The 13,694-nt window shown below is 66.1% G+C and carries 11 protein-coding genes; 10 read left to right on the forward strand and 1 reads right to left on the reverse strand.

Going from position 1 to position 13,694, the window contains the following annotated elements:
* The first annotated feature begins 2 nt into the window (after positions 1-2).
* The 10 genes from G4G27_RS16360 to G4G27_RS16405 are packed head-to-tail and all read left to right on the forward strand — an operon-like array spanning position 3 to position 12,893.
* The gene (locus G4G27_RS16360) at positions 3-1,376 is read left to right on the forward strand and encodes an alpha/beta fold hydrolase (RefSeq protein WP_183109637.1); all 1,374 of its coding nucleotides are present in this window, start codon (positions 3-5) and stop codon (positions 1,374-1,376) included.
* Positions 1,373-2,686, forward strand: coding sequence for a family 1 glycosylhydrolase (locus G4G27_RS16365; RefSeq protein ID WP_183109638.1), 1,314 nt, complete (start codon positions 1,373-1,375; stop codon positions 2,684-2,686). The genes G4G27_RS16360 and G4G27_RS16365 overlap by 4 nt, the downstream gene beginning before the upstream one ends.
* Entirely contained in the window at positions 2,683-3,906 is a 1,224-nt protein-coding gene (locus G4G27_RS16370; RefSeq protein ID WP_183114006.1) for a family 1 glycosylhydrolase, read from the forward strand. The genes G4G27_RS16365 and G4G27_RS16370 overlap by 4 nt, the downstream gene beginning before the upstream one ends.
* A complete protein-coding gene (locus G4G27_RS16375; RefSeq protein ID WP_183109639.1) occupies positions 3,903-4,844 on the forward strand; it encodes an alpha/beta hydrolase in 942 nt (313 codons plus the stop codon). The genes G4G27_RS16370 and G4G27_RS16375 overlap by 4 nt, the downstream gene beginning before the upstream one ends.
* Complete coding sequence (locus G4G27_RS16380; RefSeq protein ID WP_183109640.1) at positions 4,841-5,887, forward strand: alpha/beta hydrolase fold domain-containing protein; 1,047 nt, start codon at positions 4,841-4,843, stop codon at positions 5,885-5,887. The genes G4G27_RS16375 and G4G27_RS16380 overlap by 4 nt, the downstream gene beginning before the upstream one ends.
* A complete protein-coding gene (locus tag G4G27_RS16385; protein WP_183109641.1) occupies positions 5,884-7,113 on the forward strand; it encodes an MFS transporter in 1,230 nt (409 codons plus the stop codon). Before G4G27_RS16380 ends, G4G27_RS16385 begins: the two co-directional genes overlap by 4 nt.
* On the forward strand, positions 7,110-8,639 hold the full coding sequence (gene treA / locus G4G27_RS16390) for an alpha,alpha-trehalase TreA (RefSeq protein ID WP_183109642.1): 1,530 nt from the start codon (positions 7,110-7,112) through the stop codon (positions 8,637-8,639). Before G4G27_RS16385 ends, treA begins: the two co-directional genes overlap by 4 nt.
* The gene (locus G4G27_RS16395; protein WP_244624370.1) at positions 8,633-9,499 is read left to right on the forward strand and encodes a GDSL-type esterase/lipase family protein; all 867 of its coding nucleotides are present in this window, start codon (positions 8,633-8,635) and stop codon (positions 9,497-9,499) included. Before treA ends, G4G27_RS16395 begins: the two co-directional genes overlap by 7 nt.
* Positions 9,496-10,845: a hypothetical protein gene (locus tag G4G27_RS16400; protein ID WP_183109643.1), complete on the forward strand. Its 1,350-nt coding sequence runs from the start codon at positions 9,496-9,498 to the stop codon at positions 10,843-10,845. Before G4G27_RS16395 ends, G4G27_RS16400 begins: the two co-directional genes overlap by 4 nt.
* Positions 10,842-12,893 (forward strand): beta-galactosidase, encoded by a 2,052-nt coding sequence (locus G4G27_RS16405; protein ID WP_183109644.1) that lies wholly within the window; start codon positions 10,842-10,844, stop codon positions 12,891-12,893. The genes G4G27_RS16400 and G4G27_RS16405 overlap by 4 nt, the downstream gene beginning before the upstream one ends.
* A gap of 27 nt (positions 12,894-12,920) precedes the next feature.
* Here G4G27_RS16405 and G4G27_RS16410 read toward each other — a convergent pair whose 3' ends face one another.
* Positions 12,921-13,667: a FadR/GntR family transcriptional regulator gene (locus G4G27_RS16410; RefSeq protein WP_183109645.1), complete on the reverse strand. Its 747-nt coding sequence runs from the start codon at positions 13,665-13,667 to the stop codon at positions 12,921-12,923.
* Positions 13,668-13,694: the final 27 nt, after the last annotated feature.

The following is a 13,694-nucleotide window of genomic DNA, read 5'->3' on the forward strand; positions in this document are numbered from 1 at the left end:
CGATGAAACGCCTGGCGATCGTCGCAGCCCTGCCGCTGGCCGGACTCGTCGCAAACGCGACCCCGGCACAGCAGCCGGCGGCGGGCCCGGCGTTTGCGGCCGCCGTCGCGTTTCACCCATCACCGGCGCAAGCTGCGCTGCTCGCCCGTGCGCAACGGGCCGGGGCCACCGAAATCGTGACGTCGGCTGCTCCGGGCGGCGGGATGATCCTCAACGGCAAGCTCGACGGGCGTGCCTTTGTGCTCGCATTGCCGGCCGGCTGGAATCACGAAGCCGTGCTGTTTGGTCAGGGGTACGGTACGCCGGGAGCTACACCCACCGTGCCGACCGATCCGATCGCCAAGGACCCTGGCGGCGGCACGCTGCGCCATGTCTACGAGCAGGGGCTTGCGGTCGGCATCGCGGCGTTCGACAAGTCGGGCGTCGCGACCGAGAGCGGTGCAAAGAATGCGCTCCGGTTGCGCGACCTGATCGCGAAGCTTGGCGCGACCCATTTCTATGCGCTTGGCGGATCGATGGGCGGCAGTATCGTCATGGCACTGATCGAGCTGCACCCGAAAGCGTTTGCAGGTGCCGTGTCGATGTGCGGCATCACCCAGGGTTGGCTGCCCCTGATTCGTCAGCTCGCCGATATGCGCGGCGCCTATAATGTGCTGACCAAGGGCATGCCTTATGCGCTGCCCGGCGACAAGGATGTGACACACTCGGCGCTGCCGACCGTGCCGCCGGCCGGCAATACGACGCCGGGCGACACGTTTCGCGAGCAGCAGAAGATGAAGGTGCTGATACCGGTATTCGCGCTGTTCAAAGCGGCGAAAACCAATCCTTCCGGTCACGAGGCGAGGATCATTCGCCAGGTCGCGGCGATCGGCGGCTTTGCACCGGATCCCGCCGCGCTTGGCGCGCCGCTTTATGCCGCAGCGCTGGGCATGGACGATATCGTTGCGACCATGGGCGGCCAGCCTGTGGGCAATGTCGATACCGTTTATGCTCCGCCGGAGATGTCGGCGGTGGAGGCAGTCGACTTCAACCGTCGCATGCAACGCTATGCGGCGGACCCGAAGGCGATCGACTATGCCCGGCAATGGCATGAATCGACCGGCCGTTTTCGCGTGCCGTTGCTCACTGTCCACCAGACGATCGACGCGCTGGTGCCCTATTCGCAATCCGAAGCGCTGGGGCGGATCGTCGTCAGGGCAGGCAATGCCCGTAACCTCGCGCAATATGCCGTGCCGCCGACGCGGATTCCGCTGCCGGGTGGTTTCGATGGTTATACGCATTGCGGCTTCACCCCGGCACAGAACGTCGCCGCGTTCGAAGCGATGCGCAATTGGGTCAAGACGGGCAAGCGCCCCGGGCCGGGAGCCGTGCAATGAGCGATGCAACAGTACCGATCGACCGCCGCGGCTTGCTCGGCCTGAGTGCCGCAGCCGTAATTGCCGCCGCCACACCGGTCCGCGCGCTTGCTCGTTCGCCCTTCTTGTGGGGCGCGGCCACCGCTGGTCACCAGATCGAGGGCAACAACGTCAACGCCGATATCTGGCTGCTCGAACAGCTGAAGCCGACATTGTTCGTGGAGCCGTCGGGCGATGCCTGCGACAGCCTGAACCGGTGGCGCGAGGACGTCGCGCTGGTCCGCGCGCTCGGCCTGAACTGCTACCGCTTTTCGGTCGAATGGCCGCGGATCGAGCCCGCCGAGGGACAGTTCAGTCAGGCTTATCTCGACCATTATCGCCGCATGATCGACCATTGCCGCGCGCAGGGCCTGGCCCCGATCGTCACGCTGAATCATTTCACCACGCCGCGCTGGTTTGCCGCACGCGGCGGATGGGAGGCGGCCGACGCGCCCGAATTGTTCGCGCGTTATTGCGATCGCGTGGCGCGCGCGATGGCTGCTGGCATGAGTCATGCGGTGACCTTCAACGAACCCAACCTTGCGTTGGGCGGACCATGGTCGCGCAATCCACCTGACGCCAAGGCACGCGCCGCGATGGCAGCGCTGACCCGCGCGGCGGCAAAGGCGAGCGGATCGGACCGGTTCTCGCTGCTCAACGCCGGCGATCCCGCGCCGATGATCCCTGGCGTGCTGCGCGCGCATCAGCTTGGCCGCGCCGCGATCAAGGCGGTGCGCGGCAATCTTCCCGTTGGTCTTAGCCTGGCCATTTCCGACGATGTGGCGGCGGTACCCGACAGCGCGCTCGCGGCAAAACGCCGCGCTGTCTACGAACCCTTTTTCGACGCGGCACGCGACGACGAATTCATCGGCGTGCAGACCTATGAGCGCACTTATATGGGCCGCGAGCGGGCGATCGCGCCGCCCGCCACCGTCCCGCGCCGCGCCGATGGCAAGCCCTGGGAACCCGAAGCGATCGGCGGCTCGATCCGTTACGCGCACCAGGCCACCGGCAAGCCGATCCTGATCACCGAGAACGGTATCGAAACCGATGACGATACCGAGCGCGCCCGCTTCATTCCGGCTGCGGTCGCCGCAGTCGATGCGGCGCGGCGCGACGGGGTGCCGGTGATCGGTTACATCCACTGGTCGCTGCTCGACAATTTCGAATGGTTCGGCGGTTATCGCCCCAAATTCGGCTTGGTCGCGGTCGATCGCACGACATTCAAGCGCACGCCGAAACCAAGCGCGCGGGTCCTTGCGCGGCTCGCACGCGGCGGGTCGGCGCGGTGATCACGCCGACGCCCTTCCTATGGGGAGCCGCGACCGCCGGCCACCAGGTCGAGGGCAACAATGTCAACGCCGATATCTGGCTGCTCGAACAGGTGCAGGGCACGCTGTTCGCCGAACCGTCCGGCGATGCGTGCAACAGCCTCGCGCACTGGCGCGAGGATGTCGCGCTGATTGAATCGCTCGGGCTCAATTGTTACCGCTTCTCCGTCGAATGGTCCCGCATCGAGCCCGCACAGCGCCAATTCAGCATCGCCTGGCTGGATCATTATGCGCGCATCGCCGCGCATTGCCGTGATCGTCACATCGCCCCGGTCGTCACGCTTAGCCACTTCACCTCGCCGCGCTGGTTCGCGGCAGCGGGCGGGTGGGAGAATGGCGATGCCCCGGCGCTGTTTGCGCGCTTTGCGGATCGCGTCGCGCGGCGCATCGCCGGCGAAGCGAGCCATGTCGTAACCTTCAACGAGCCCAATCTGCAGAAGCTCGGGACTTGGAGCACGACGCCGCTCAGTGCCGATATGCGCGACGGCTTCGCCACGATGATGGCTGCGGCGGCAAAGGCGAGCGGATCGGATCGGTTCTCGGTACTTGTCTATCCCGGCGACACCGATGCGCAAATCGCGCTGGTCGCCGCCGGCCATGCCCAGGCGCGCGCAGCCTTGAAGGCAGTACGCGGCGACCTGCCGGTCGGGCTCAGCCTCGCGGTACCGGATGCCCAGGCGACCGGACCGGAAAACGCACTCGCCGCGTTTCGAAAAAGCGTCGACGCGCCCTTCTTCGCGATGGTGAAGGACGATGATTTCATCGGTATCCAGACCTATAGCCGCCTGCTCATCGGACCAAAGGGCAGCCTGCCGCCGGCGCCGGGCATGGAACTGACCGAGGCTGGCGACGAATTCTACCCCGAGGCGCTGGGCAACGCAGTGCGCTATGTCCACGCTGCCACCGGCAAACCAATATTCGTCACCGAGAACGGCATTGGCGCGGCCGACGATGCGCAGCGCCGCCGCTTCCTGCCGGCCGCGCTCGCCTCACTCGATGCGGTGCGGCGCGATGGGGTCCCGGTGATCGGTTATATCCATTGGTCGCTGATGGACAATTTCGAATGGCGCCGCGGCTATAGCAAGCATTTCGGACTGGTTGCGGTGGATCGCAGGACGTTTCGGCGTACGCCAAAACCAAGCGCGCGGCTCTACGCCAAACTGGTGGAGGCCCGGGCATGATCTCGACGCTCCTTTGGCTGGCGGCGCAGGCGATGGCCGCGCCGCCGCCCGATATACTGAGCGCAGAAGCCAAAGCCGGACTCGCGATCGACGCGGCGCGTCCCCAGACGGCGAGAACAATGGCTGAGCGCCGCGCTGCCGCCGAGGCGATCCAGCAGGATATCGGACAACGTCAGATGCGTCGTTATGGCGTGACGATGACCGACGGCGTCGTCGCCGGCGTGCCGGTGCGCATCTTCACGCCGCGCACCATGCGGCGCGGGGCGCCGGTGCTGATGAACCTGCATGGCGGCGGTTTCATGGTCGATTCCGGATCGATCACCGAGAATGTGCCAGTCGCTGCGCTGACCGGCTACAAGGTGGTCGCGGCGCGGTATCGGCTGATGCCGGAAACCACCTTCCCCGCCGCGCTCGACGACGCGCTGGCGGTCTATCGGGACCTTGTCAGGACGCACCCGACGCGCCGGATCGGTGTCTATGGGACCTCGGCCGGTGCGGTGCTGACCGCGCAACTCGCGGCGCGGCTGAAGCATGATCGCCTGCCCTTGCCCGGCGCACTCGGCATCTTTTCGGGCAGCGGCGATCTGTCGCGGCCGGGGGATTCGGTCAGCCTTTTCCTCGACCCGACCGCGTTGCGCGACTTGGCACAGGCCTATGCCGCGAAGCGCGAGCTGACCGACCCAGCCTTGTCACCGGCCCGCACTTCGCTTGCAGGCTGGCCGCCGACGTTGTGCGTGGCGAGCAGCCGCGACTATCTGCTCAGCGCGACCGCCGATCTGTGCCGCAAGCTCGACGAGGACGGCTCGCCGGCGCGCTTCGTGATGTTCGATGGCCTGCCACACGCCTTCTGGAGCTATATCGAAGCGCCCGAAAGCGACGCCGCCTTTGCGACGATGGCGCGCTTCCTGAAGACTGCCCTCGAGCGGGAAAAACGATGATCAAACGCCTTTGCTTCGTTCTCGCCTGTATGGCCGCGATGCCGGCCATTGCCGCGAGCCCCGACACCATTGTACGGGTTCCTGCCTTCACCTTGCCGCCATCGAGCCAGCTGAGCGATGCGGCAAAGGCCGTGCTGCTACGCATGCAGGCGGAAACCGCGCCCGACCTGAAGGGCGATTTGGCCAGGCAGCGCGCCTTTTATCAGACCTGGAACGACAATCGCCTGAAGGAGATGCACCGCCGTTTCGCGACGGTCGAGACGCATCGCACGATCGGCGGCGTCGGCGTCGATGTCGTGGTGCCCAAAGCCGGGGTGCCGACCCGCAATGCCCGGCGCGTGCTGATCAACGTGCATGGCGGCGCATTCATGTGGGGCGCGGGCAGCGGTGCGCTGGTCGAAGCGATCCCGGTCGCCGCCACGATGGGGATCAAGGTGGTGACGGTCGATTACCGGCTGACCCCGGAGCACCGCTATCCCGCTGCGTCAGAAGATGTCGTCGCGGTCTACCGCGAATTGCTCAAGACCTATGCACCGCAGAATATCGCCATCTATGGCTGCTCGGCGGGCGGCGTGATTACCGCGCAGTCGGTCGCGTGGATCCGAAAACAGCACTTGCCGCGCCCGGGCGCGATCGGCACGTTCTGCGGCACCGGTGCATCCTATAGCGGCGACAGTGCTTTCCTCGCCGGGCCGATCACCGGCGGTGCGCCGCTGCCGGTAACCAGCCTGCCCGACACGCTGCCCACGGCCTATATGGCCGGTGTCGCGGCGAGCGATCCGGTCGCCTATCCGCTTGGCTCCGATGACGAGATCAAGGCATTCCCGCCGACGCTGATGCTGGCTGGCGGGCGCGACTTCGCGGTCAGCGCGCTGACGCTGGCGCATCGTCGCCTGGCGCGCGCCGGCGTGCCGAGCGAGTTGTTCCTGTTCGATGGCTTGCCCCATGCCTTTTTCATGTGGCCCGACATGCCCGAATCGACCGAGGCGTTTGAGATCATGGCGCGCTTCTTCGATGCGCATCTGGGCAAGGCACCGCGTTGAGCCGGTTGCGCATCCTGATCGCCCTGGGTCTGAGCTACGCGCTGCTCGGCATTCTGATGAACAGCATCGGCACCGTGATCCTGCAATCGATCCACCATTTCGGCGCGACCAAGCCGATGGGATCGACGCTGGAGGCGTGCAAGGATTTGTCCGTCGTCGTCGCATCCTTCCTGTTCGCGGTGCGCATTCCGGCATTCGGCTATCGTCGCGCGCTCGGCGGCGTGATGGCGGCGATCGCCATTGCCTGCATCACCGCTTCATTCGCCGCGAGCTTCATCGCAATGCAATTGCTGTTCGTCGCGACCGGCCTGTGTTTCGGCATCGCCAAGGTCGCGACCTATGGGACGATCGGCCTGCTGGCGCGTGACCCCGCGGATCATGCGAGCACGACCGCGACGATCGAGGGCGTGTTCATGGTCGGCCTGCTTGCCGGCGTCTGGCTGTTCGGATGGTTCATCGGTGCGGATCGAACGGGTGATCAGTGGCTGCACGTCTATTGGCTGCTTGGGGGCATCGCGGCGTGCCTGGCCTTACTCTGGTCGATGACGCCGATCGACGAGACCGGCGCCATCGCGCACGAGGCTGACCTGCCCGGTGGCCTGCGCGCGATGCTGGCGCTTGCCGCGCTCCCCGCGACGGTCGCGTTTCTCGCCGGAATCTTCTGTTATGTCCTGGTCGAACAAAGCGTCGGCACCTGGTTGCCGACCTTCAACAATGAAATACTTCATCTGCCGCCCGCCATGAGCGTGCAGATGTCGAGCATCTTCGTCGGCGCGCTTGCGGTCGGACGGCTCGCCTCGGGCGTGGTGCTGCGACGGATCCACTGGCTGCCGGTGCTGCTCGCCTGCCTCGCCGGTATCGCGATACTCGTCGTCGCGACGCTGCCCGCGACGCGCGGGCTCGCGATGCGGCCCGACATCGGCTGGGCGAATGCACCGGTCGCGGCTTATGTGTTTCCGCTGCTCGGCATATTCATGGCGCCGATCTACCCGACCTTGTGCTCGGTCGTGCTGAGTGCATTGCCGCGGCATCGCCATGCCGCGATGATGGGGCTGATCGTCATCTTCTCGGCACTTGGCGGCACGCTTGGGTCGTTCGTGACCAGCCTGTTGTTCCAGCACGTCTCCGGGCAAATAGCCTTCTACTTCACGCTGGTGCCGCTGGCGCTGATCGCAATGACATTGTTCCGGATCCGCAGCGGGCTGACGCACGGGGTCGCGGCATGATGCCCGCCCCGCCCTCGCGCCTGTTCGGCACATTGTTCGCAGCGGTGCAGGAACGCCGCCTGTTCAGTGATTCGAAAACGTTCGCCGACGCCGTGCCGTGCCGGGCGCCCGAAGCGATCATGGCCGATTGGGAGGCCCAGCCGGCACTCGACGATGCCGCGCTGACGGCGTTCGTCGCGACCAATTTCGATTTGCCGCCAGACGTGCCGTCGCCGCCGGCCGATGCGCGCCAGCTGGTCGATCACATCGCCGCGCTATGGCCGGACCTGACGCGTGAGACGCCGGTCGCACCGGCATATTCGTCCGCGCTGCCGCTGCCCCGGCGCTATGTCGTCCCGGGCGGGCGCTTCCGCGAGCTCTATTACTGGGACAGTTATTTCACGATGCTTGGCCTTGCCCGGTCCGGGCGGCAGGATCTGGTCGAGGATATGGTGGCCAATTTCGGTAGCCTGATCGAAGTTTATGGCCACATTCCCAACGGCACGCGCAGCTATTATCTGTCGCGCTCGCATCCGCCCTTCTTCTACCTGATGGCTGCGCTGTCGCAGGACGGTGCGACAGCGGCGCGCGCGCGGCGGCTGGGCTGGATGCGCGCCGAACATCGTTTCTGGATGGACGGGGCGGAGGCGCTCGCCCCGGGCGGAACGCATCGCCGGGCGGTACGGCTGGCGGACGGCGCGTTGCTCAATCGCTATTGGGACGATGCGGATACACCGCGCGACGAATCCTGGGCGGAGGATGTCAGCCTTGCCCTGGGCGCGCCCGAACGCATCGCGCCCGACCTGTGGCGGGATCTGCGCGCGGCGGCGGAAAGCGGCTGGGATTTCAGCTCGCGCTGGCTCGGCGACGGATACACCCTGGCGACGATCCGCACCACGCGGATCGTCCCGGTCGACCTCAACAGCCTGTTGCACGGCCTGGAGAGCGCCATCGCGGAGGAGGCGGCCGCCCTGGGCAACGACGAGCTGGCACGGGCGTTCGATCGCGCCGCGCAGGCGCGCGCCGCTGCGATCGATCGTCATTTATGGAATGCCGAGCGCGGCCATTATGCCGATCATGATCTCGATCGGGGTGGTGCGACCGATCAGCCGACGGCGGCGATGGTCTTCCCGCTGTTCGCCGGCCTTGCCGATCCGGAGCGCGCCGCCCGGACGATCGACGCGCTTGGACCGTTGCTGGCCCCGTGGGGCCTGGGCACCACCGCGCTTCGCACCGGGCAGCAATGGGATGCCCCCAATGGCTGGGCGCCGCTGCAATGGATCGCGGTCGCCGGCTTGCGCCGATACGGGCGCGCCGATCTGGCCGACGGCATCGCGGAGCGTTGGCTGTCGCTGGTGACGCGTCATTACCGCACGACCGGGCAGTTGCTGGAGAAATACCAGGTTGAGATCGGCGCTGCGGGCGGCGGTGGGGAATATGAGGTCGAGACAGGCTTTGGCTGGACCAATGGTGTCGCACTGGAAATGCTGGCAACCCGGGGCTCCGCGCCAATCCCGGCGCAAGCCGGAGGTGCCGCCGCATGCTGATCTCGATCCTGTTCGCCGCCCAGTCCATGGCGCTGGCATCAACCACGCCGGCATCGATCGCGCCGGTACAGGCAGCGCCCGCCGACACGGCGATGGTGGTCGATCCCTGCCCGCCGCCGGCCGCGCCCAATTCCGGGCGCGCCGCGATGGTGCAGACAATATTGACGCCGAACACGGCCTTCACCCCGCCGCCGGTGCCGCTGCGCGATCAGCCGTTGACTGGTCAGGCCGCGCGGGATTGGCCCGCGCTGTGCCGCTACCGCACGGAAAATGCCGCGCTGACCGGACCGGTGCGCGTCGTCTTCATGGGGGATTCGATCACCGAATTGTGGAAGGCGGCCGACCCCGACTTCTTCACGGGCGGCGTGGTCGATCGCGGCATCAGCGGGCAGACCAGCGCACAGATGGTGCTGCGTTTCCAACAGGATGTCGTCGCGCTGAAGCCGCGTGCGGTGCACATCATGGCCGGCACCAACGATGTCGCGGGCAATACCGGCCCGACCACCGAGCAGGCATACAAGGACAATATCACCGCCATGGCGACGCTCGCCCATGCCAATGGCATCCGCGTGGTGATTGGCGCGATCCCGCCCGCAGCGCATTTCTGGTGGGCGCCGGCGATGAAACCGGCGCCGCAGATCGTCCGGCTCAACCATTGGCTGGCGGACTATGCGCGACGCAACGGATTCGTGTTCGTCGACTATCACCGCGCGCTCACCGCATCCGACGGATCGCTGCCGCCGTCTTTCGCCAATGACGGCGTACACCCCAATCGCGCCGGCTATGCCGTGATGCAGGCGCAGGCCCGAACCGCCTTGAAGCCATATCTCCCGCCCCCATCCAATGGAGTTCGTCGATGATCCGTCCCGCATTCAGGACTATCGCTGCCGCCTTGTTGGCATGCGCCGCACCAGTGCTGGGCGCTGCTGCGGATACACCCGCCGCAGCGCTGAGCGCGAGCCAGACGGCCTTGGTCGCGAAGGCGCGCGCGCTGGGAGCGACCGACGTCGCCGCCACGCCGGGGCCGAATGGCGGCCTCATCCTGGGCGGCAAACTGGAAGGCGATCAGTTCGCGCTAGCCTTTCCGGCGTCGTGGAATCATCAGGGACTATTGTTCGCCCACGGCTATTCCACGCCAGGCACGCCGGTCGCCGTGGCGGAGGATCCGGTCGCCAAAGGGCCGGGCGGCGGCGTATTCGCCGACGCCTATGGCCAGGGCTATGCCGTCGGGCACAGCGCTTATGACAAAGCGGGGCTGGGCGTCGAAACAGGTGTGAAGAATACCGTGCGGCTGCGCGACTTCCTGACGCGGCTCGGCACCAAACGCACTTATGTGATGGGCGATTCGATGGGCGGCGGCATCGTCGTTGCGCTGCTCGATCTCTATCCCAAATCATTTGCCGGCGGCTTCGCGCGCTGCGGCGTGGTGGACAGCTGGCAGACCTTGTTCGGCCAGCTCATCGATATGCGGCTGGCCTATAATTTCCTCACCATTGGGACGCCCTACGCACTGCCCGGCGTCCAGGATGCGCGGCGCAGCGCGCTGCCGACCGACCCGCCCTCGCCAGCCGCCGCGCAAGGTTATCTGTTCGGTCAGATCGGCAAGGTCGCGACACCGATCCTCGCCTTGTGGAATGCGGCGCAGAAGAACCCGAACGGACGCGAGGCGCGCATCGTCTCCCAGGTTGCCGCGATCGGTGGGTTCGATCGCGACGCGGCGTCGATCGCTTTCCCGCTGGTCACCGCATCGCTGGGCGCGGACGACATGGCGGCGACCGCCGGCGGCCAGGTCTATGGCAATATCGGCAAGGTCTATGCCTCCCAGACAATGACCGCGGAAGAGGCCGCCGCGCTTAACGCCGGTGTGCAGCGCATTGCCGCCGATCCCGCCGCGCTTACCTATCTGACGCATTGGCACAAGGCGACCGGCCGCCTGCGCGTGCCCCTGGTGACGCTGCACAATCGCATCGACTCGCTCGTCCCGTTCGCTCAGGAACAGGCGTTGGCGAACACGGTTGCGCAAGCCAAACGAACCAGCAATCTGATCCAGTACGACGTTGCGCCAGTGCGCGCGCCGTTGCCGGTCGGTGGTGTCGATGGTTACACGCATTGCGGGTTCGACAAGGTACAGACACTGGCCGGCTGGAATGCGCTGCGCGGCTGGGTCGAAACCGGAAAACGTCCGGCGGCCGACGCGGTCAAGTGAGGCTGAAGGTCTTTCTGTCGGCGTTGCTGCTTGCCGCAGCGCCGGCCGTTGCGGCGACCGGCGAACCGGCGCCGTTCAAGGCCGCGGGCCTGTCGATCGGCAGCAGCTGGTATCCCGAACAATGGCCCGAAGCGCGCTGGGAAGTCGATCTGGCGCTGATGGAGCGCGCTCAGTTAAACGTCGTACGCATCGGCGAATTCGCCTGGGCGCGGATGGAGCCGGCCGATGGTCAGTTCGATTTCGCCTGGCTCGACCGGGCGATCGCGGCGGCTGCGCGGCACAAGATTCGCGTCGTGCTCGGCACGCCGACCGCCGGGCCGCCGATCTGGCTGACTGAGGCGCATCCCGACGTCCTGCGCGTCAATGAAGACGGCAGCGTCGAGGGACATGGCGAACGACGCCAATTCTCCTTCGCGAGCGCGACCTATCGCGGTTATGCGCGCCGTATCGCCGCAGAGATGGCGCGGCGCTATGGCCGCAATCCCAATGTCGTCGGCTGGCAGATCGACAATGAAATCGGCGTGCCCTCGTTCGATGGCGAAGTCAGGACACTCTGGGCCAGCTGGCTGGCGAAACGCTATGGCAGTATCGATGCGCTCAACCGGCGCTGGACGACCGAGTATTGGAGCCAGCGCTACCAGCGCTTCGATCAGATTCCGCTGAAATCGAAAGGGCCGCAGAACCCGGCGCTGATCCTCGATTATCACCGGTTCGTCAGCAGCGTATGGGCGGATTATGTCGGCGAACAGGCAGTCGCGATCCGCGCTCATGCCGACCCGCGTCAGTTCGTCACCACCAACTCGACCGCCTGGAACAATAATTTCGACCAGTATCTCGTCCACCGCGACCTCGATATCGCGGCGTGGGACGATTATGTGCCTGGCGGCCGTCCCGACTGGGTGGCCAATGCGCTGCATCATGATCTGGTCCGCGGCTATAAACGGCGCAATTTCTGGGTGATGGAAGCGCAGCCGGGGCGCGTCGATTGGGCGCCGGTGAACCGGTCGCTCGATCCGGGCCAGGTACGCGAACTGGCCTGGCAAATGGTCGCGCATGGCGGGGACGCGATCCTCTACTGGCAATGGCGCAGCGCGCTGAACGGGCAAGAGCAGTATCACGGTACGGTGGTCGGGCCGGACGGTATGCCCATGCCGATCTATGACGAGATCGCGAAGACCGCCGCCGAATTCGCCAGCGCGGCACCGTTGCTGGCCGGCACGAGCCCATATGCCAGGATCGCCATGCTCTATTCGCAGGAGAGCCGCTGGGCGGTGGATCAGGAAAAGCATAGCCGCGATTACGACCCGGTCGCCACGATGCAGGACTGGTATCGTCCAGTCGCGGCCAGCGGACGGACAATCGACATATTACCCGGCAACGCGGATCTGGCCGGATACGCGCTGGTTGTCGCACCGCTGCTCAACATAGTGGACAATGCGACCGCCGAACGTCTGACAAGCTATGTGCGGGGCGGCGGGCATCTCGTGCTCGGGCCGCGCAGTGGCATGAAGGACGACGACAACGCGCTATGGACTCAGCGCCAGCCGGGCCCGCTCGCCGCGCTGCTCGGCGCGCGCGTCGAGAATTATTATCCGATCGATGCCGGCGTGATCGTCGCCGGTGCATCGATTACCGGCAGTGCAAAGACCTGGGCCGAGGTGCTCAAGCCGACCGCGAACGATGTCGAGATACTCGCGACCTATTCGGATGGCCCCTGGCTAGCGGGCAAGCCCGCGATCGTCTCGCGCCGCGTTGGCAAAGGCCGGATCACTTATGTCGGGGCGATATTCGATTCTGCCGGACAACGCGCGATCACCGATTTCATGCTTGCATCGGTTCGCGCCGGTGCCCCGCCACTGCCCCCGGCCGACGGCGTCGAGGCCGTGGAACGGAAAGGTCCGGGCGGGCGATACCTGATCGTCATCAATCACGCCGGCGAGCCGGCTCAACTCCAACTTCCGGCCGGCGCTCGCCGGGTGGTCGGCGACCTTGATGCCGGCACCTTACCCGCGCATGGCGTCGCCCTGCTGAGCCTGCCCGTCCATTAACTGAAGGCCGTAGCGCATGGTGTCGGGCTAGCCGAGTTGCGCGCTCATCCGGAAGCGCGCGCGGCTCGCTGCGGCGCGGTGCTTGGTTTCCTCGATCTCGCGTTCCTCGGTCGCATCGAGCATCGCCTCGAGCAGCCGGTTGAAATGCTGGCGCATGGCGACCCGCGCCGCTTGCGGGTCATGCCGGGCGAGCCCGTCGACGATCGCGGCGTGTTCCGACTGCCGGGTTGCACCGTCGTGGTGACATACCGACGCATGGGTCGTGCGCACTTCGGCAATCTCGGTGCGCAACCGCCATAGTGTCTCGATCACATGGATGATCGCCTTGTTGCCTGATGCAGCGGCGATGGTCAGATGGAACAGGCGGTCGATCGAGGTGATCGCATCGTCGTCGAGATTGTCCTGCGCCATCTGGTCGAGCAGGTCGCGCAGGATCGCAAGGTCGCCATCGGAGATGATCGGTGCGGCGAGCGCCGCCGCCTCGGATTCGAACAGCAGACGCGCCTCGGTCAGTTCGAAAGCGCTGACTGCCGGCAAGTGTCCGGAATCCTGCGTAACCGTGTCCGAGACATAGACGCCCGAGCCGGTCTTGATCCGGATCCGGCCGGTCGCCTGCAGCGCGATCTCCGCTTCGCGGATGGTGACGCGGCTGACGCCGAAACGCTCGGAAAGCTCGCGCTCGCCCGGCAGGCGCGATCCTGGCGGAAACGCTCCCTTGTCGATCAGCTCGACAATCTGGTCCGCGACATTCTGAAAGAGACGACGATCTGCCATTGGCCTAACAATTCCTCCGCTTGTCGC

Origin of the sequence: Sphingomonas sp. So64.6b, assembly GCF_014171475.1 — a bacterium.
Classification (GTDB): Bacteria; Pseudomonadota; Alphaproteobacteria; order Sphingomonadales; family Sphingomonadaceae; genus Sphingomonas; species Sphingomonas alpina_A.